Source organism: Streptococcus sp. DD12, assembly GCF_001578885.1.
Lineage (GTDB): Bacteria > Bacillota > Bacilli > Lactobacillales > Streptococcaceae > Streptococcus.
Genome location: NZ_KQ969495.1, coordinates 1,055,638 through 1,074,248 on the forward strand (window position 1 = coordinate 1,055,638; position 18,611 = coordinate 1,074,248).

General features: G+C 46.4%; 20 protein-coding genes. All 20 read right to left on the bottom strand.

Features of this window, described 5'->3' with window-relative positions:
- Positions 1-25 precede the first annotated feature (25 nt).
- On the bottom strand, positions 26-310 hold the full coding sequence (gene groES / locus STRDD12_RS04870; protein WP_066915693.1) for a co-chaperone GroES: 285 nt from the start codon (positions 308-310) through the stop codon (positions 26-28).
- Between the two features lie 139 nt (positions 311-449).
- A complete protein-coding gene (locus tag STRDD12_RS04875; protein WP_066915695.1) occupies positions 450-845 on the bottom strand; it encodes a single-stranded DNA-binding protein in 396 nt (131 codons plus the stop codon).
- 43 nt (positions 846-888) lie between these two features.
- On the bottom strand, positions 889-1,947 hold the full coding sequence (locus STRDD12_RS04880; RefSeq protein WP_066915697.1) for a hypothetical protein: 1,059 nt from the start codon (positions 1,945-1,947) through the stop codon (positions 889-891).
- A 74-nt stretch (positions 1,948-2,021) separates the two neighbouring features.
- Positions 2,022-3,230, bottom strand: a complete 1,209-nt coding sequence (locus STRDD12_RS04885; RefSeq protein ID WP_066915699.1) for a hypothetical protein — start codon at positions 3,228-3,230, stop codon at positions 2,022-2,024.
- A 54-nt stretch (positions 3,231-3,284) separates the two neighbouring features.
- Positions 3,285-3,980, bottom strand: coding sequence for a 5'-methylthioadenosine/adenosylhomocysteine nucleosidase (locus STRDD12_RS04890; RefSeq protein ID WP_066915701.1), 696 nt, complete (start codon positions 3,978-3,980; stop codon positions 3,285-3,287).
- 9 nt (positions 3,981-3,989) lie between these two features.
- Positions 3,990-4,304: a cell wall synthase accessory phosphoprotein MacP gene (macP, locus tag STRDD12_RS04895; RefSeq protein ID WP_066915703.1), complete on the bottom strand. Its 315-nt coding sequence runs from the start codon at positions 4,302-4,304 to the stop codon at positions 3,990-3,992.
- Between the two features lie 25 nt (positions 4,305-4,329).
- Entirely contained in the window at positions 4,330-4,899 is a 570-nt protein-coding gene (locus STRDD12_RS04900) for an NUDIX hydrolase (protein ID WP_066915704.1), read from the bottom strand.
- Between the two features lie 4 nt (positions 4,900-4,903).
- Entirely contained in the window at positions 4,904-6,286 is a 1,383-nt protein-coding gene (gene glmU / locus STRDD12_RS04905; protein WP_066915705.1) for a bifunctional UDP-N-acetylglucosamine diphosphorylase/glucosamine-1-phosphate N-acetyltransferase GlmU, read from the bottom strand.
- Positions 6,287-6,401: 115 nt separating this feature from the next.
- Positions 6,402-7,388 carry a Gfo/Idh/MocA family protein gene (locus tag STRDD12_RS04910; protein WP_066915707.1) on the bottom strand — a complete coding sequence of 329 codons (987 nt, stop codon included), beginning with the start codon at positions 7,386-7,388 and terminating at the stop codon, positions 6,402-6,404.
- 254 nt (positions 7,389-7,642) lie between these two features.
- Positions 7,643-8,875: an aminoacyltransferase gene (locus tag STRDD12_RS04915; protein WP_066915709.1), complete on the bottom strand. Its 1,233-nt coding sequence runs from the start codon at positions 8,873-8,875 to the stop codon at positions 7,643-7,645.
- Between the two features lie 124 nt (positions 8,876-8,999).
- Positions 9,000-10,907 carry a Stk1 family PASTA domain-containing Ser/Thr kinase gene (gene pknB / locus STRDD12_RS04920; RefSeq protein ID WP_066915711.1) on the bottom strand — a complete coding sequence of 636 codons (1,908 nt, stop codon included), beginning with the start codon at positions 10,905-10,907 and terminating at the stop codon, positions 9,000-9,002.
- A 2-nt stretch (positions 10,908-10,909) separates the two neighbouring features.
- A complete protein-coding gene (locus STRDD12_RS04925) occupies positions 10,910-11,644 on the bottom strand; it encodes a Stp1/IreP family PP2C-type Ser/Thr phosphatase (RefSeq protein WP_066916235.1) in 735 nt (244 codons plus the stop codon).
- 37 nt (positions 11,645-11,681) lie between these two features.
- Entirely contained in the window at positions 11,682-13,001 is a 1,320-nt protein-coding gene (gene rsmB / locus STRDD12_RS04930) for a 16S rRNA (cytosine(967)-C(5))-methyltransferase RsmB (RefSeq protein WP_156471442.1), read from the bottom strand.
- Entirely contained in the window at positions 12,991-13,926 is a 936-nt protein-coding gene (gene fmt / locus STRDD12_RS04935) for a methionyl-tRNA formyltransferase (protein ID WP_066915715.1), read from the bottom strand. The genes rsmB and fmt overlap by 11 nt, the downstream gene beginning before the upstream one ends.
- 18 nt (positions 13,927-13,944) lie before the next feature.
- On the bottom strand, positions 13,945-16,323 hold the full coding sequence (locus STRDD12_RS04940) for a primosomal protein N' (RefSeq protein ID WP_066915717.1): 2,379 nt from the start codon (positions 16,321-16,323) through the stop codon (positions 13,945-13,947).
- Between the two features lie 43 nt (positions 16,324-16,366).
- On the bottom strand, positions 16,367-16,684 hold the full coding sequence (rpoZ, locus tag STRDD12_RS04945; protein WP_066915719.1) for a DNA-directed RNA polymerase subunit omega: 318 nt from the start codon (positions 16,682-16,684) through the stop codon (positions 16,367-16,369).
- Between the two features lie 10 nt (positions 16,685-16,694).
- On the bottom strand, positions 16,695-17,336 hold the full coding sequence (gene gmk / locus STRDD12_RS04950) for a guanylate kinase (RefSeq protein ID WP_066915721.1): 642 nt from the start codon (positions 17,334-17,336) through the stop codon (positions 16,695-16,697).
- Positions 17,337-17,808: 472 nt separating this feature from the next.
- Positions 17,809-17,982: an Imm59 family immunity protein gene (locus STRDD12_RS08530; RefSeq protein ID WP_331709086.1), complete on the bottom strand. Its 174-nt coding sequence runs from the start codon at positions 17,980-17,982 to the stop codon at positions 17,809-17,811.
- Positions 17,975-18,139 carry an Imm59 family immunity protein gene (locus tag STRDD12_RS08510; RefSeq protein ID WP_269450041.1) on the bottom strand — a complete coding sequence of 55 codons (165 nt, stop codon included), beginning with the start codon at positions 18,137-18,139 and terminating at the stop codon, positions 17,975-17,977. Before STRDD12_RS08510 ends, STRDD12_RS08530 begins: the two co-directional genes overlap by 8 nt.
- Positions 18,140-18,218: 79 nt before the next feature.
- Positions 18,219-18,602 carry an Imm63 family immunity protein gene (locus tag STRDD12_RS04960; protein WP_066915723.1) on the bottom strand — a complete coding sequence of 128 codons (384 nt, stop codon included), beginning with the start codon at positions 18,600-18,602 and terminating at the stop codon, positions 18,219-18,221.
- Between the last annotated feature and the right edge of the window lie 9 nt (positions 18,603-18,611).

Below are 18,611 nucleotides of genomic sequence, written 5' to 3' on the forward strand. Positions count from 1 at the left end.
TTATCGTCCTTCTTTCCTTACAATCTTAGACCAAAACAGCAATCACGTCTGCTTCACGGATGACCAAAACCTTGTCATCCCCATCTGTCACTTCAATCCCAACGTGTTGGTCAACAATGACGCGATCGCCGACCTTAACAGCTGGCTCAATCAGATCGCCATTGAGCGTGCGACTTCCTTCACCGACAGCCAAGACTTGGGCGGTACGTGTTTGGGCTTGTCCAGCACCTGCCAAGACAAAACCACCAACAGTTTGTTCTTTTGCTTCTTCTAATGTAACGACCAAACGGTCTCCAATAGGTTTTAACATCTGATTATCCTCCGAGTAAGACGTTAGCACTCTAAAGAGTTGTCTGCTAACGGTATGTTCTTATTCTACCACCTTTCGACAGCAAGTCAAGCAAAAAACCTAAAAAATTAGCACTCTTTCATCTAGAGTGCTAATCCCTTTAAAAAGGCAAGCTTTCTGCTTCTAAAACAAGGTCAGACAAGGCTTCGCCTTTATCTTGTTGCCGCTGTTCTCGCTGGCTACGGCTTTCAAGAAATTGAAAGCTTTGCCCCAGCACTTCCATGGTGTAATGCTGTTGTCCGTCTTTTTCGTAGCGGTCTGTCCGCAACTCGCCTTCAACAGTCAACAAGCTCCCTTTACTCCCATAAGACCCCAGAGTTTCTGCCAGACGTCCCCAGAAGGTAATGGACACAAAATCCGCTTCTTGTTTGCCATCAGCAGACTTGTAGCGGCGATTAACAGCCAGACGAATCTGACAGACCGACCGCTCTTTAACCGTTTTACGCACCTGAGGTTGGGCCGTCAAACGCCCAATCAATACAACTCTATTATACATTTATCTTCCTCCTACCTTTCTATTCGAAAAGAGTAGCAGAAAATTAATCCAAAGATGATTTCGATTGCAAAGTATACTGCCCTTGCTTCCAGATAAAGGTCAAATAAACAGAAGATAGCCTATTTTCAGGTGTGTCATTATCCCGATAGGTGACCGTCAAGACCTGGTCAAATTGCCCGTCTGTTGTACTAGTAAGTCTTACTTTGGCCGACGAAGGTAAGCCGTGCTGCGCCTGGATACGTGACCAAGAGCTGCCCCTACCATCACCTATCCCTACCTTTAAAGCTTCAAAAGATTCCCTAGTCCAATCTGACTGATAAGTCGCCTGTGTCCTGACCGATTTATCCAGATTGTCAGCCTGCCCTGCCTTGAGGTAGAAATGCCCCTTATCCTCACTAAAAACTAAGGTGACCGTCTGTGACGTATCTGCTAGATTAACATAAACCAGTTGTAGGTCGCCAGCTACCATCTGACTCTGAGAAGCCAAACCACGTTCACGTATCACCTGTCTAAGTGGCGTAGGATGGCTCCCCTCAAAACGATACTGCTTAAAAGACTTGGTCGTCCAGTTGAAGGTTGCATCTTCTTGGGCATAGTGTGACGGCTCACGGCTATCTGGGAAAACATTAGCCACCTCTAAGCCTTGATAGAGCAAAATTCCGCTATTTAGGACTAAACTAAGACTCACAAGAGCCAAGGTCAACCAAGCTAACCAGGTTTTGCCCCCTACTTTTAAGCATCCCACTAAGTAAAGCAGAAAAAGGACAAAGGAAAAAGCAAGGCTTCCCCAAGTCCAGGGCCAAGGCAAAAGCAAAAAGGAAAAAGGAAGCAGTAACCCAAGCCCTAAAGCAAGCCAACTAATCCAAGACCAGGGAAGCCCCTTGTCAGCAAAATCCGGCTCATGAAACTGTGGGCTGGTAAGGGGTGTGAGTTGAGGTTGCCAAACGTAACCAAGGGGCCTCTGCTCGGCCTCAAGATGAGCGCTGTCATTGATAGTAGCCAGGTCAAAGTTTCGGCGGCTGGCCTCTAAAAACTCATCTGGGTTAGGTTTTCGCCCCATGTGTTTTTCAAAAGCCAATGCCCAGTTTTCTTTAGGCGTCATTTCATCTCCTTTTGTCACAAAAAATGCCTGCCAGAAAGCGACTGGTCAAGCACTTTTTCTATTTGGTAGAACACTTAGTCATCAGAACCGTATTTATAGGTCAAGTAAAAGCTGTCGTCAACTTTTTCAAAATCAAGGCTCACGTATTGCAACTTGTCTTCGGTATCATAGTCAGAGTAAGTAATAGACAAGCGTTCTCCAAAACCATTCCCACTATTGTTGATTACCATTTGGACGTCTGTTGGGTTACCGTGTTTATCCACGATATCCTTTAATGTGGTGCCTGTTTTGCTGTCTTCACCAGACTCCTGAACCTTCAAAGCTTCATAGTCTGACTTGGTCCAGTTAGACGTGTAGCTGTCGCTGTCTTGGGCTTCAACAGGAGCTTTGCTGATATTGGTCGCATAACCAGTCATTAAGACATAGTGCCCTTCATCATCCTTACGGAAGGTCAAACTGACACTCTTAGTCGTATCGCCTGACTTCCCTGAATAATCCAGAGTCAGACTCTCTGTACCAACCGTCCCTCTTGTTGCTTTCCCATATTTTTTGACAATAGTTGTCAGACGTGTTCCCGCATACTTGTTGCTAAACTTCAATGCCCTAAAATCTTTTTCAGTCCATTTGAAGGCAGCATCTTCATCGACATAATTATCAATGTCAGAGCTGTCTTTACCCGAATCATTGGACTCCACTTCTTCGATGACTTCAATGGCTTCTTGGGCTTGTGATCCCACAGCTAAAAGCTGTTTGGTCAAAACGGTTCCTGCTGTTCCCATAAACAAGACCAAAGACACAGCAAAGGCAATGATACTAAGGACTTTATTGGATTTCTTCAAATCTAGGATAAAGAATACCAAGCCTGCAGTAGCTGTCGCTAATGACAAAGCCACAAAAAGCCAAGCGAGGGGAACTGGCACAACCAAAGCGACAACCAAGAAAATCACAGCACCTACTAAGATAATTGTCGGTGGAATGATGCTTGCCTTATCTTGCTGGCTGGCCGCAGCTACCGGCTCAGGCTGGCCTTGGAAAGCAGGCTGAGCTGCTTCAACCGCTGTTGCTTTTGTTTTTTCCTGTACTTCTGGAGCGTCAAGCTGACTTGCTTCTGCAATGGCTTGAGGGGCTTGAGTGACTGGCTCCTCCTGTGCTTGGGGAGTTTCTGGCGTCACAAGATCAGTTACGTCAAAATCAACTGCCTTAGCAGCTTGAAATTCTTGTGGAGACGGCTTACGGCCGTGACGATTTTCAAAGGCATTAAGCCACTTTTCTTTTGGGGTCATTTTATCTCCTTAATATAAAATAGTAGTTACAAAACAAGGGGTGGGGGCTTCCTTCTAGGATTGATAAGCTTTGAGGAAATTCAAAACCAGTTGGGCAGAACGCTTGCCGGCTTCAAAGATGAAATCATCAAAGGACACCTGAGCGTCATGGTCAGCCGTATCGCTCATGCTCCGTACCACCATGACGGGTAGTCCGACCGCCTGAGCTGCTTGGGCGATGGCGGCACCTTCCATTTCGACCGCCAGAACGTCTGGGAAATGTTCTTTGATTGCCGCTACCCGTTCAGGGTCAGCCACAAAACTATCGCCTGTAGCAATTAAGCCTTGGTGGCAGGTCATCCCTTCTGCCTGAGCAACTTGACGAAAACAGTCCAGCATTGTCTGGTCGGCAGAAAAATACAGGTCTTGTTGCGCCATTTGCCCATAAGCATAGCCGAAAGCGGTGACGTCCACGTCGTGGTAGACAAGCTTTTCTGAAAGGACCAAGTCCCCGACAGCAATTCCGGGTGCTACAGCTCCCGCTGAACCCGTGTTAATGATGGCTTGCACCCCAAAGTGGTCAGCTAAAACAGCCACACTCATGGCCGACATAACCTTACCAATACCACTTTGCACAAGTACCACATCCTGTTGACCTAACCGCCCTTGAGAATAGGTCACGCCCAAAACCTCGTGATCCTCTCGCTCCTCTAGGTGGTAGCGCAAAAAGGCGAGTTCTTCAGCCATAGCTGCAATAATTCCAATTGTCATCTCGTCTCCTTACCAGTTAAAGATTGCATAAATTAAAATAGCCAATAAAACCAAAACAATCACGAAAAAGCGGTTGAGTTTGCTCTGAAAGACATTGCGTTTTTCATTTTCAATTCGTCTACTCTTATAGACTTTCTCATGCGAAGGTTCTTCTGCCCAATCCTCTTGCCTGTCGTCCAAGACAAAGGTCCGAGTCGCATCCAAGTCTACTGGCTCATCCGGTATCAGTTGCCCTGGCATGACCTTGGTCGCCTCAGGGTCTTCATCGTATGCACCACGATTGGCTCGGGCAATAATCTCATCTGTCAATAAGGGTTTTCCCATAGCATTTCCTCCTTTTCAGACGGGGTTAAGACTCAGACTGACCTAAAGTTTCAGCGAGGTTGAGCTGGGCGTATTGTATCGCAATGATGGTCTTTGCATCTTTAATGTGCCCTTGGGCGATTAACTCCAAAGCCTCAGCCAAAGTCACTTCTAACAGCTCCAAGGTTTCATCAGGGTCATGTGGACGTGGGTTGGTCACCCGGGTCAACTGTTCCCCTAAAAAGAGTGTTATCTCCTCATTGCAAAATCCAATGGCTGAGTAAAACTGAGCAATCTGTCGCAAGTCTCCTGTGTAGTGGGTTTCCTCTTCGAGTTCTCGCAAGGCCGCAGCCTTTTTATCCCTCGCTTCACCAGGTTCAAGTTTCCCAGCAGGAATTTCGATAGAAACTTCTTCAACAGCCTTACGGTATTGCTTGACCAAGACGATGCGACCTTCTGGCGTAATGGCCAAGACACTGACACCGCCATTATGGAGAATAATTTCGCGGTAGCTTTCCCCCTTCTTATCTGGCAGGGCAACCTTGTCTTTTACCAAGTGTACGACGGCACCTTGAAAAATTTCCTCACGCGCAATTGTTTTTTCTTCAAAATCCATAAGGTTATCCTCGGTGAGATGGGTGATGAGGTTTTTTCAGGGCATAACCTGCTTTATTGACCTGACGGCCACGACCGATGGCAACAGCGTCCTTAGGGACGTCTTCTGTGATGACTGAACCTGCAGCTGTCAGAGCATTTTCGCCGACTGTTACAGGCGCAATCAGCGTTGAATGGCTGCCCACAAAGGCGTGGTCGGCCACCTGCGTGTCAAATTTGGATTGGCCATCGTAGTTGACCGTAATCGTTCCAGCGCCAAAGTTGACCTCTTGTCCCACACTGGCATTTCCCAGATAGGTCAAATGGCCTGCTTTTGTGCCAGACCCAATGGTGCTTGCCTTAACTTCGACAAAGTTTCCGATGTGAACATTATCTGCCAGCTGACTGTCCGGACGGATATGAGCGAAAGGCCCAACGGTAACCGCATCAGCTAAGCGAGAAGATTCAATCACAGATTGGGTGATGACGCAATTGTCACCGATTTCCGAATCTTCAATACGGGTGCCATTGGTCAAGAGACTACCAGAACCAATGCTTGTCTTCCCTTTCAGGGTGACATTGCCCTCAATGGTCACATTCGCTGCGATGGTCACCCCGGTATCGATATAGGTCGCTTGAGGATTCGTAAAGCTAACACCATTCACCATATGTTGACGATTGATACGAGCCTGCATGATGGCCTGAGCCTGCGCCAAAGCGATACGGTCATTGACACCAAGACTTTCATCAAAGTCTCGCAATTTATAGGCGCCGACCTTTTCACCAGCTTCCTTAAAGATACCAATCACGTCAGTCACATAGTATTCGCCCTGAGCGTTGTTGGTGGTAATGTTCTTCAAAGCTTCAAATAAACGCTTGTTGTCAAAGACATAGGTACCTGTATTGATTTCTTGAATTTGTTTTTCAAAATCAGTGGCATCCTTTTGTTCAACAATTTTCACCACTTCATCATGGGCGTTGCGAACAATACGTCCATAGCCAAATGGGTCTTGGGCTTGGGCGGTCAAAATCGTTGCCACATTTTTATGGTTGACATGAAAGGCTATCAAATCCTTCAGGCTTTCTCCGGTAATCAGTGGCGTATCACCTGCAATCACCAAGGTATGCCCTTCTAAGTCGCCTAAAATCCCTTCAGCCATCTGTACCGCATGGCCCGTCCCTAATTGTTCTTCTTGAAGGACAAAGTCAGATTTTCCAGCCAGCACATCACGAACCAGCTCTGCCTTGTGCCCGATGACGGTCACATATTTATCTGGAGAGATAGCGGAAACCGCATCGTAAACATGCTCCAACATACTTTGCCCCGTCACCTGGTGCAAGACCTTGGGAAGGTCGGATTTCATGCGGGTCCCTTTTCCGGCCGCGAGAATTATTGCGTAGTTTGACATAGGTTTCTTCTTTCCATTTCTGTATTCAAGCTCCCTTAGGTCCCTGAGCTAGGAAAAAGCAAGGGCCAGCAGAAGTCATGCCTTTTTATTTTATCATAAATTTACCATCTTAGACCTACTGTAAAGAAATTGTTAACTCTGACATATCCTTAGCAGCTGCTTCAAGAATCGCCATGACATCACGGCTGTGAGCGATAGCCTTGGCTGCCGCCTCTTTATCTTGATGGGCTAAAATCGTTACAAAGTGACGGAATTCTGCCTCCATGCGGTGTTGCTCTGAGGCTAAAGACACGGTCTCTATCTCCCCTTGCAAGGCTTGATAGGTTACTGGCCCCAAGCTATTGGCAGCCCCTCGCATGTCTAATCTGCCTTGATTTCCCTGGATACTGAGGCCATTTCTTCCCCAACTATCCTTGGCTCCGATAGCCACCGCCTTAAAACTCGGGTAATCCAAGAGCAAAATCCCTGAGGTATCGACACCACGCCAAAGGTTCGGGTGATAGGTCACTGCCTGTGGACGACCAAAAAGCCCCACCAGCAGATGAATCGTATAGATTGTGATATCCCGCAAGGCACCACCACCTTTTTGAGGGTCAAAAGCTGGGGGTAACTCGCCTGCCATAAAGCGGTCATAACGTGAAGAATACTGAGAATAGTTAGCTGTGACAAGCTTTATCTCACCTAAAGCACTTAGGTGTTTTTTCAGCTCAAAAAAAGCAGGCAGGTACTGATTGGTAATTGCTTCTAGCAAAAAAAGGTCGCGAGCTTGGGCCAAGTTTACCAAGTCATCATATTCTGCCAAGGTCAAGGTAAAGGGTTTTTCACAGATGACATGCTTTCCTGCCAATAGCGCCAAACGACTGTAGTCATAGTGCAAATGGTTGGGCAAGGCGACATAAACCGTATCCACGTCTGGATTGGTTAAAATGTCCTCTAACGTAGCAGTATACTGCTTAATCCCATAACGTTCAGCTAATTCGGCTGCCTGAGGCAAACTCTTAGGGGTCGATAGGATGGCTTCTAGTGAAATGTCTTCTAGCCCCGCCAAGACTGGCAGAACTTCTTGCACGATCATTCCCGTTCCAAAGATAGCTAACTGCATGTTTTCACTCCTTTTCTATCTACTATAGCATATTTGGGGCTTTCTTGGTAGGGTTTTCAAAGACTTAAAAAAACAAAAGACTGCATCCGTGACTGCAATCTTTTAACCTCTTCATGCCTTCAAAAATATATCCGTAACTTACATACGGAACAACCACCAAGCAATAAAAGACCAGTTCATGTTCTCACCTCCTTACCTATCTATTCGTAAGGAGAAATAAGAAACCCAATCTTTTAGACTTTTTTTGCATTTTGCTAACGGCCTAAAAGTTTCTTAAGCCCTTGTATCAGTTTGTATTTCAAGGGATTTGGGTAGTAACGAAAGGTTCCCATTTTGCGGACAATTGACCCCTTAAAGTTTTGCTTGAAGCGAAATACACCATCTGACCCATCAAAGACACCCATAATCCCCAGAAAGCTGTAAAAGCTAATGCCCCGTTGAATGGCTTGGGTCATCACGTGTTCTTGCAAAAGAGCTGGCGCATAAAAGCGATTGAACTCTGGGTAAGACCCACTAAAGAGATAGACAGCCTCCTGGTCCGTGTAGATAAAGAGACTGACTGCCAGCACCTGGTCCTTGGTCCCATAGCGTTCGATGAGTTCCTGTGCCTCTACGATACGTTTGGCAAAGGTAGCTAGCTGGGCCTTTAATTCCCGCGCTTGGTTTTGAAATTTTGGGGAACTTTCTTGGCCAACAAACCGTTCTTCCAGTTTGGCTAACTTGTCTTGCAATTTGGCTTGGTCTTCTTCGAGGTGTTGCGCATAGGCTTGAAAATTGAGCGTAGCAACCATAAATTCAGCCTTATCACCAAAGCTATCATAGAAGGCTTCATAGTAATCCAAAGGCTTATCGACATAGTCTCGCCGTTCTGAGGTGGCTTCTGTTACTGCCTTAAAAATGGCTAATTCGTCACGCTTGAGTGGGCGAAGCTGGGTACCAAAACTAGCCGCCTTTTTCACCAAGGGTTTGCCTTTTTTACTAAAGGATTGGCGCAGGTTGGCCTTCGTTAAACCTGTCAAATCTTTGACATAATGCCAATCTGGTTCCCCACCTGGATAGCCAGTCTGTAAGCCATCAAACTGATAGCCAGCAGATGTGTAGGCTAAAATAAGTTCCTCATGAGCAGGTCCCGTCGCCTGCCCCATGTCATCAAAAGTTTGGTAGGTATCATAGGGTTTTAGGAGCAGTTCCAAGGCCCCGTTTGCTTTGGCATACTGAGCCAAGGCCTGCGCAAAATCTCCCAAATAGGTCCTATTCAGAGAGACTGGTCCCGAGTTCATCTCCATATGCAGGCCACCTGTCATCGGCTTACTATATAGGACACCTGCGACCTGAAGAACCCCGTCCACACGAAGCCCCACGAAGTCCACGGTAAACCCACGTTTTTTTAGCAATTCAGCCATCTCAGGTGTTTGGGTAAAGGACGCTTGACGCGCTTTCTTTAAAAAACGTTGGTAGTCTGCAAGAGACAAAATTTCTAACTGCATCTTCTTCCTCTTTTTCTATTTCTACTAGTGTACCAAAAAAATCACTCAGGTGATAGTTCCAAGTCATTACAAAAATAGCACCCCATAAGAGGATGCTATTTGTTGGGTTGACTGAGGAAATCATTTAAGAACCACCGCTGCTCGCACTTGATTCATTGGAACTACTTGAAGAGCTTTCCGATGAGGTGCTGCTAGTGGACTCCGAACTATCGCTACTAGTCGTGACACTGCTTGAAGCAGTCGTTGAAGAACTGGTTGTTGTCTCAGTATTTGCCGTACTATCATAGAAGTACAGGTCAATGGTGTCTTCATTAAGGTTAATGGTTGACCCATAGTAAGGGTATTGCCCTGAAACCAGATAATTGTTACCTAAGGCAGTCTGTGTCACGGTATTATTGACATGGATACGAATACGTGATTTGTCAACACCAAGGTTGGTTAAGGTGTTAATGGCGTCTTCGTAGCTGTCTCCTACCAGGTTGGGCATGGTTGCTGTTGAAGCCTTCGCCACCCGCAAGGTTAGCTTTTTACCCTCAGCCAAGTAATACTTGGTGCCTGATTTGATGCTTTGACTAATGACCTGGCCACTGTCATAATCAGAAGATTCCACGCGTTTTATTTCAATGTTTGTGATACCAAGGTCAGCCAGAGAACTTTGGACATTATCAATATCTTGGCCTGTATAATCTGACAGGGTCACCGCTTGACCTCGCGAAATATAGAGGTCAATTTTAGAACCAGACTTTTTGCTGCTACCGCTCGCTGGATTGGTCCGAATGACCTTACCCGCTTCTACTGTGCTATCTTCAACTTTGTTGACACTACCGACTTGGAGATTGGCATCTCGTATCGTTTTTTCCGCACTGGTCTGGTCTTGTCCCGCAACATCTGGTACCGTCACATTGCTGGTCTGGGTAAACATATTTGCCAATAGGGCAAGGACGATTCCCCCCACGAGGAGTCCCACGACCGCATAAAATACCTTCCGACGACGGCTGAGCCGTTTCTTTTGACGGTCAGTGGCTGGATTTGACGGTTTTTCCGTAGCAGATGAGGTTGCCTTAGAGGTTTCCTCTTTTTTCTCAGCGACAGGGACTGGCTTGCTCAGATTTTCCGTCTTGATGGGTTGTGTCTGGGTTGTCACCTGATTAGGCCGAGAGCGTGGTGTCATTGGTGCAAATTCTAAACGTGGCTCATAGCTACGGATAGGGTCTAAGACAGTCATCAGGTCATTGGCCATTTCCATGGTTGACTTGTAACGGTCGTCCAAACGCTTGGCAGTCGCCTTTAAGACAACATTTTCCAGCGCCTGTGGCACATTGTGATTTTCAGCCATGAGCGATGGCAGAGGCTTTTGAAAATGCTGAAGCGCAATCGTAACCGCACTATCACCATCATAAGGGACATGCCCAGTCAGCATCTCATACAGCATAATCCCCATGGCATAGACATCACTTTGCACCGTAGCTTTCGACCCACGCGCCTGTTCAGGCGATAGGTAGTGCACAGATCCCAACATAGAGTTTGTCTGTGTCAAGCTGGTTTCTGCAAAGGCCACAGCAATCCCAAAGTCAGTCACCTTGGCCACACCGTCTCGCGTGAGGAGCACATTTTGTGGCTTAAGATCGCGGTGAATGATACCTTTTTGGTGGGCTAGGGTCATGGCAGACAAAATCTCTGACATAATCCGAATAGCCTCTTGGTTTGACAAAGGCGCACGGTCTTTGATGTAACGTTTCAAATCCGTCCCATCAACATATTCCATGGCCAAAAACTGTTGGCCATCTTCTTCACCAATATCACGAATACTAACGATATTGGGGTGATTTAATTCTGCCATGGCACGCGCTTCACGCTGAAAGCGCACCAAGGCTACTTGGTCGGTCTGGTAATTGGTGCGAAGGACTTTGATGGCGACTTCTTCATTATCTAAAATGAGGTCATTGGCCAAATAGACATCTGCCATCCCCCCACGACCGATAACCTTGAGAATGCGGTAACGACCGGCAAAGAGTTTTCCGATTTCAATCATGCCTACCCCTCACTCTCTGCCAAAATCAGTCCAACAGAGATGTTATCCAATCCACCTGCTTGGTTGGCAAGTCCAATCAAGGCCTTGGTTTTGTCGTCCAAGCTATCTGCTTGTGACAAGACCTCTTCGAGTTGCTCCTTTGAAATCATATTGGTCAAACCATCACTGTTAACCACCAGAATATCCCCTGCAACCAAGGTTTCAACACCCACGTCAACCACAACAGGTGAAGGTTGACCGATAGACTGGGTGATGATGTTCTTTTGCGGATGGTGTTGGGCTTCTTCTTCGGTCAATTGACCCGCTTGCACCAATTCATTCACCAAAGAATGGTCATTAGTCACCTGCTGGTAACTGCCTTCATGATAAAGACCAATACGAGAATCGCCAACATGGCCATAAAGCGCCACATGACCAGCCACTACAACCGCTTCAATGGTCGTTCCCATCCCACGGTATTGCTCTTCGAGGCCCTTTTCATGCACCAAACGGTTGACCGTCTCAATCTCTTGTTGGAGCCACCGACGAATAGCCGACAAGTCTGTCAGTGAACTTTGGCGCCATTTTTCACCCAGTAGGGTCGCTGCCATCTGACTGGCAATATTCCCCGCACGATGACCTCCCATGCCGTCTGCTAAGACGAGCAGAGGCAGACCCACTTCATTGGTATAACTAGAGATGTAGTCTTGATTTTCCGTACGTTTTTGACCAATATCTGTCCGTACAGCAATCTGCACAGCTTGGTGTGTTTCAGACAAGGTTTCTTCCTCCTGATTAGTTTATCCGTTTGAGCTGACCGATGAAAAAGCCATCTGAACCATAGAGTTCAGGCGTAATGACCAAACAACCATCAACAACAATATCTTTTTGTGGGTGTTCCAAAGGTACCAACTCGAAATTGCTATGTTTTTCCAAGAACCGTTGGAGCACGCCTTGATTTTCTTCCTGAAAAAGTGTACAGGTACTATAGGTTATTATACCACCTTTACGTAAGGTTTGACAAACACTGTCCAAGATGGCCAGTTGAATATCGGCTAATTGAGCAAAGTCTGAACCCTCTTTACGAAAGCGAATATCTGGCTTGCGACGCAAAAGTCCCATTCCTGAGCAGGGAGCATCCACCAAAATTTTATCAAAACTATCTGGTGCAAAGTGCTGGTGGACCGTGCTCGCATCCATTTGCTGGGTTTTGACACGGTCCGCCACGCCCAAGCGTTCTGCATTTTCCCGAATCAAAGCCAGCTTATGTTCGTGCAGGTCCAAAGCCAGAACCTCTCCTGTCGTCAAATAAGAAGCCATGTGGCAGGTTTTCCCACCAGGGGCCGCACAAGCATCCAAGACCCTCTCAGTTCCAGTCAGTCGCAAGGTCGGAGCGACCAATTGACTGGACTCATCCTGGATGGTAATTTGCCCCTTCTGGAAGAGCTGGCTGGCTGCAAAATGCCCGCTTGTCTTCACCAATCCAACCGGAGACAAACGGGAGACTTGGCTATCCGTTTCTTGGGCAATCCGAGCCAAATCTTGCCCCTTACTCACACGGATACTGGCCTTACTTTTTTCTAATAAGCTTGCCATGATGGCTTGAGCCCGGCTTTCTCCGTACTGTTCAAGCAGTTTTTTCACCAGCCAGACAGGAAGACTATACTCTATGGACAGGCGCTTGTTTTTACGCTTGATGGTCGTCACATCGGCCACCCCATCTCGTAAAATCCGACGTAGGACGGCGTTTACCAGTTTTTCAGCTCCTCTGTTATGCCCTCTCTTTTTAGCAAGCGTCACCGCTTCATTGACCACTGCATGGTCAGGGATTCGCTCGAGGTAACAGATTTGATAAAGGCTGAGGAGCAAGAGGTGGTAAACCCATGGCTCTAGCTGGTCTCGGTCTGCAATCAGATGAGACAGGTACCATTCTAGCTGTATTTTACGAGTCAAGGTTCCATAGACCAACTCAGTGACCAGCCCCTTGTCTTTTGCTGACAGCGAACTTGTCGCCAAGCTTTGTTGCAAGGCAAGATTAGCATAGGCCCCATCCCCTAGTACCTGCCCTAAGATATCCAAGGCTAAAGACCGTGCACTAGCTTCTTTAGTGACCAAAGCTATCTCCTACTTCTATCTTTCTTCCGACACCATTTAGGAAGTCTTGAATGGCCATCTTGGGCTTGCCAGCTGGCTGGACGACCTTCAAGCGCAGTGCGCCATCACCCGTTGCCACCAAGAGGTCTTTTTTGGTTTTTGCAATAACTTGGCCAGCTTCCCCTTCGCCGGCTTCTGGTGTCACCTCATACAGTTTGAAGCGTTGCCCCTGCCAGAGTGTGTGCGCTACAGGCCAAGGATTCATGCCTCTAACATGATTGAAAATCTCACGATTAGATTGTGTCCAATCAATACGCTCTTCTTCTGGTTGAATATTGGGCGAAAAAGTCGCTTCAGCTTCGTCTTGCGGACTAGGGGTCAGTTTGCCTGCCAGATAGTAGGGCAAGGCTTCCAAAAGTAAATCGCGACCAATCACAGCCAAACGGTCAAACAACGTGCCGACAGTGTCCTCATCTGTGATAGGGGTTGACGCCTTGGCAACCATATCGCCTGCATCCATTTGGCGGACCATTTCCATAATGGTAACCCCTGTTTCCTTGTCTCCTTGTATCAGAGCATAATGAATAGGCGCCCCACCACGGTGTTTAGGCAACAAAGAAGCGTGAACGTTGAGTGCAAAAGACACGCTATCTAGCAATTTCCCCGGCAAAAATTGCCCAAAAGCTGCTGTAATAATCCCATCAGCCCCCAAAGCCATCACAGCTTCCATTTCAGGACTCCCTGATAATTTTTCAGGTTGATACACAGGTAAATCATGGGCCAGGGCAAGCTCCTTAACCGGTGTTTGACGGAGCACTTTTTTCCGTCCGACGGCCCGATCGGGCTGGGTCACAACAGCGACAATCTCATAGCGACCATCATTAAGCAAGCCTTCTAAGACCATCGCTGAAAAATCTGGTGTCCCCATAAAAATAAGTTTTGTCATACTAATCTCATTCTTTCCTTATACAAAATTTTGAGGTTCGTGGTCAATGGCCAAGCGCAGGCCCTTTTGCCCATCTTCTTGTGACCAATTGAGCAAGGCATTTAAAGTAGCCTCCAACTGGTCCTCAAAACGGTATTTAATCAAAATCTGGTAATGGTGCAGGTTGTGCGTTCGCGCAATGGGTTTAGGGGTCGGCCCCAAAATCACCACACGGTCAGATAAGCCCCGACGCAAGAGTGTCAAAACATCATAGGCCTTAGAAACCACAAAATCAGCGTCTGCATGCGACAAGCTTATCCCCACCGTATAGTAGTAAGGAGGGTAAGCCATCTGTCTGCGAATGGCCATTTCTTTTTGGTAAAATTTTTCGTAATCTTGCTCTTTGGCCAGTGCAATCGCATAATGCCCTGGATTATAGGTTTGAATCAGAACTTCACCTGCCTTGTCAGCCCGACCAGCCCGACCTGCAACCTGGGTTAATAACTGAAAGGTGCGTTCTGACGACCGAAAGTCGGGCAGATTCAAAGCCGTGTCAGCATTTAAAACGCCGACCAAGGTAACATCAGGAAAATCCAATCCCTTCGCAATCATTTGAGTTCCTAATAAGATATCCGCTTCATGCTGTCCAAAAGCCGTCAAAATCTTTTCATGCGCCCCTTTGCGCCGTGTCGTGTCAACATCCATCCTGAGCACACGGGCCTCTGGGAGACGTTCTAGCAACTCTTTTTCAGCCTTTTGCGTCCCTGTTCCGTAATAACGAATGTCTCGACTCTGGCAATGCGGGCAGACTTGAGGAATCCCTTTTTGGTAGCCACAATAGTGACAATTCATGCTTTTGGTGTCCATGTGTAAGGTCAAGGAAATATCGCAGTTTGGGCATTCGTCCACATAACCACAGTCACGACACAGCATAAAACTGGAGTAGCCCCGCCGATTCAGCATGAGGACGACCTGCTCTTTTTTAGCCAGACGGTCCTTGATTTTTTCTAAGAGAATAGGCGTGAAGTTACCGCTAGCTTCCTCCCCCAGCTGTTGGCGAAAATCCACCACAGTGACTTGAGGTATCTTTGCCTTAGGATTGGCTCGTTGGGTCAAGCGTAAGAGCTGGTAAACACCCTTTTGAGCCCGCGCTCGACTCTCGATACTCGGTGTAGCAGACCCCAAAACCAAGACAGCCGCATGGGACTTAGCCCGCAAAACAGCTACATCACGCGCATGATAGCGCGGATTGGACTCCTGCTTATAACTGGCTTCGTGTTCCTCATCGATGATAATAACACCAATATTCTCCAAGGGGGCAAAAATCGCTGACCGAGCGCCGACCACTACCTTGGCCTTGCCTTCTTTAATTTTGCGCCACTCATCGAACTTCTCCCCATCCGACAGTCCTGAGTGCATGATAGCCACCTGCTCTCCAAAACGGGAAATAAAGCGGTGGGTCATTTGTGGGGTCAGGGAAATTTCTGGCACTAAAACGATAGCTGTTTTCCCCTGCTCCAAGGCTTCTCGGATGATGTGCAGATAAACTTCCGTCTTTCCACTACCCGTGATGCCCTCCAGCAAAAAAGGAGGCCCTTCTTGGCCAATTTGACGCATTATCGCAGCAGAAGCCGCCTCTTGCTCCGCATTGAGTGGGAGAAAGTCACTCTTTGCCACCTGATCAAAGTAGCCTTGGCTGCGATTCAAAGCGACTTCCGTCACCTCTATGACCCCTTCTTCCACAAAAAAATTAACCACAGGCCGGGAAAAACGTGAGACCAAGTCCGAAAATAGCCCCGGCTCGGGTTGCGCCTCCAGATAAGCCTTTAGAGCCTGACGTTTTTTGGCCCGACTGCTGATGGCTAGGCCTGCTAAAGCTTCCGTCAAAACGCGATAATGTTTTTCCTTTTTGACAGACTTTCTATCTTGCGCTTCATAGCTCGCTGCAAGAAGGCCCTTTTTCACTAGAGCTAGCGCCAGATTTTGCTGAGACAGCGACAACTGACTGTACAAGAGTTGCGCCTGACCGGCAAACAGAGATTGGACGTCAGCGTCAGACTCATCCAGCGGGGTCAACAAACGGTCATAGCGAGAATTAAGCAAATTGGGCAACATGGCTTTTAAGAGACTGATTTTGTAAGAAAAAACCGTGTGGCGCATGGCATCTGCAAGCGCCAGCTGTTCCTTGGTCAAGACAGGTTTTTCGTCCAGAACTTGCACCAGAGATTTGAGACCGGTATCTTCCTCTTCTTTACTTAATCCCACCACAAAGCCTTGCAAGAGACGGTTGCCTTTCCCAAAAGGCACATGTACCCGTGACCCTACCGCCACCATGGTCTGCAAATCTTCTGGGACAGCGTAGGTAAAAGGTCGGTCAGTCTTCATGACCGGCAGATCCACGATAACTTGTGCTTGCATACCTGCACCCCCTTTATGAAACGAAAAATCTAAGATAGATACCTTAGATTCGTTTGCCTTCTTCTTCTTTTTCTTTGGCGATTTGCGCCTTAATCTTACGTTCTTCTTCTTCTTTGGCAATGCGTTCCAAAGCTTTTTCGATACGTTCTGCTTCTCGTTTAGCTTCAGGTTCTGGGTGAATTGTCACCGTCCCTGCTTCAATTTCTTCCAGTGCATTTAACGTTGACTTCACCGACGTAAAGTTTTTCGTTGCTGTCGCACCAGCTTCTAGCTCATGGGCACGCTTTGCTTGAAGCATGACCAAAGAATACTTAGAAGGTACCTTATCCGTCAAAGTGTCAATAGAAGGGTATAACATCATAATTCTCGTCCTACTTTCTTACAGCAGCTTTTGCTGCATCAGTTTCTGAAATCATATGGGTGTATCGACCAATCACACGGTCCACACGGTAATGCTCTGTCTCGATAATCCGTTTCACGCGCTCTGCTGCCAAAGGCACTTGGTCGTTGACCACCGCATAGTCATACTCCCGCATGAGGGCAATCTCTTCCTTAGCACGCTCAATCCGTTGCGCAATCACTTCGGCGCTATCAGTTCCACGACCTACGAGTCGTTCTTTTAACTCCGCCAAATCTGGAGGTGTCAAAAAGATAAAGACCCCATCTGGAACTTTCTTTTTCACCTGAAGAGCTCCCTGAACCTCAATCTCTAAAAAGACGTCAACCCCCTTGTCCAGGGTTTCATTGACATAAGTGAGAGGCGTTCCGTAATAGTTGCCCACATACTCTGCATATTCCAGCATCTCACCCCGGCGAATCAAATCCTCGAACTCCTCACGTGTCCGAAAGAAGTAATCCTTACCTTCTACCTCACCTTGGCGTTGCGGACGTGTCGTCATCGACACCGAATATTCAAAATTATGCGCATCATCCTTGAAAATCTCGGAACGCACCGTCCCTTTACCTACACCAGACGGCCCCGAAAAGACAATCAGCAAACCACGTTCTGCCATCGCACACTCCTTCAGATTAGTCTACCTATTATAGCATGCACCCCATAAAATAGCAAGGTTTTGGAAGCCGTAAAAACAAGGACAGGTAGCCATCCTTTCCTGTGAAACACCACCCATTTCTAGGCATCCTAATGACCCCAGACAAGCCCATCAAACATGACATTTGACTGTCGTAAGCTACCAAGCTCCTCGCCTTCAGCGTAAAAAGAAGCTTTGTTGGATTTAGTTTCAAATTTAACACACAAGAAAAACACCTCGGTTTCTAGTATTTTAGAGACAGGGGTGTTTTACTACAGTTAAAAAACAAATTATTAGGGACTGAATTCCTCGCCCTGTTGTAAAATGAAGTGCAACAGGGCAATTTAATTTCTTCCATCAGTTCTTGTTTCTCTTTATCTAAATTTACCATTATTTTACCTCTCCCAACAAGCCTAATTTTGCATTCCACTGTAGCCTTCAGGCTACATCATTTTTAATCCTCATTCCAAAGTGGTGACGAGTATGGATGAGAAAATCCTAGTTCTGGTGCTAAATGCTCAGCGTTAATGGTTTGTTTCAGTATACTCATGGACTTGTCTATAGCTCCATTAATAGTATCGTATTCCCAAGTTACTCCAACAACATATGAGCGTTCATCTCTACTTATTTATCATAAACTTGTTATCCCTATAAAATAGATGTGTCGCCCACGGAAGATTGCTCTGTTCATTAAATAACTCATATCTCAACGTTTGAAAGTTATTTTTTCTAATTAGTATTTCTATTTCCTGCTTATACTGTTCAATCAATTCTTTTGATACCATATTATTTTATCTCCACGTAGAATATCTTCAACATTTTCTACCTGTAGATGCTATCAAATTATTTATTTTTCCCTTCAACTTAGTTTCTTTCAATTTCCTTTCTTCTTCTCTCCCCATACTTAGGATTAATTATACTAAATAAGCGAATTTGTTCTTTTTGTAGAAAGCTATTATAACGTTCAAAATCTCCATTGGCATTAGTCCATGCGTTCTTTGATGCTATTCTAGTAACATATGATTGCAAAAGATAATAAAGAATATCTTCCTTATTATCAAATTTCTTCTCAGAATTTATTTTTCCACGTTCGACACCAACAACATAGTAATAATTGCCCTCTAAATAAATAGTACGTCCTTCCGGTAGGAATAGAGATGGTTTTTTTTCTGTAAATAAATCTGACTGATTAAGATTTGTCTCTCCTATTTTTACTAGCAACTCCATTAATTCTTGCTTTAACTGCATTATTTTTAC

Excerpts from the sequence above, each read along its gene's own strand:
- groES (WP_066915693.1), bottom strand. The coding sequence starts at position 310 with ATGTTAAAACCTATTGGAGACCGTTTGGTCGTTACATTAGAAGAAGCA.
- STRDD12_RS04875 (WP_066915695.1), bottom strand. The coding sequence starts at position 845 with ATGTATAATAGAGTTGTATTGATTGGGCGTTTGACGGCCCAACCTCAG.
- STRDD12_RS04880 (WP_066915697.1), bottom strand. The coding sequence starts at position 1,947 with ATGACGCCTAAAGAAAACTGGGCATTGGCTTTTGAAAAACACATGGGG.
- STRDD12_RS04885 (WP_066915699.1), bottom strand. The coding sequence starts at position 3,230 with ATGACCCCAAAAGAAAAGTGGCTTAATGCCTTTGAAAATCGTCACGGC.
- STRDD12_RS04890 (WP_066915701.1), bottom strand. The coding sequence starts at position 3,980 with ATGACAATTGGAATTATTGCAGCTATGGCTGAAGAACTCGCCTTTTTG.
- macP (WP_066915703.1), bottom strand. The coding sequence starts at position 4,304 with ATGGGAAAACCCTTATTGACAGATGAGATTATTGCCCGAGCCAATCGT.
- STRDD12_RS04900 (WP_066915704.1), bottom strand. The coding sequence starts at position 4,899 with ATGGATTTTGAAGAAAAAACAATTGCGCGTGAGGAAATTTTTCAAGGT.
- glmU (WP_066915705.1), bottom strand. The coding sequence starts at position 6,286 with ATGTCAAACTACGCAATAATTCTCGCGGCCGGAAAAGGGACCCGCATG.
- STRDD12_RS04910 (WP_066915707.1), bottom strand. The coding sequence starts at position 7,388 with ATGCAGTTAGCTATCTTTGGAACGGGAATGATCGTGCAAGAAGTTCTG.
- STRDD12_RS04915 (WP_066915709.1), bottom strand. The coding sequence starts at position 8,875 with ATGCAGTTAGAAATTTTGTCTCTTGCAGACTACCAACGTTTTTTAAAG.
- pknB (WP_066915711.1), bottom strand. The coding sequence starts at position 10,907 with ATGATTGAAATCGGAAAACTCTTTGCCGGTCGTTACCGCATTCTCAAG.
- fmt (WP_066915715.1), bottom strand. The coding sequence starts at position 13,926 with ATGACAAAACTTATTTTTATGGGGACACCAGATTTTTCAGCGATGGTC.
- STRDD12_RS04940 (WP_066915717.1), bottom strand. The coding sequence starts at position 16,323 with ATGCAAGCACAAGTTATCGTGGATCTGCCGGTCATGAAGACTGACCGA.
- rpoZ (WP_066915719.1), bottom strand. The coding sequence starts at position 16,684 with ATGATGTTATACCCTTCTATTGACACTTTGACGGATAAGGTACCTTCT.
- gmk (WP_066915721.1), bottom strand. The coding sequence starts at position 17,336 with ATGGCAGAACGTGGTTTGCTGATTGTCTTTTCGGGGCCGTCTGGTGTA.
- STRDD12_RS08510 (WP_269450041.1), bottom strand. The coding sequence starts at position 18,139 with ATGGTATCAAAAGAATTGATTGAACAGTATAAGCAGGAAATAGAAATA.
- STRDD12_RS04960 (WP_066915723.1), bottom strand. The coding sequence starts at position 18,602 with ATGCAGTTAAAGCAAGAATTAATGGAGTTGCTAGTAAAAATAGGAGAG.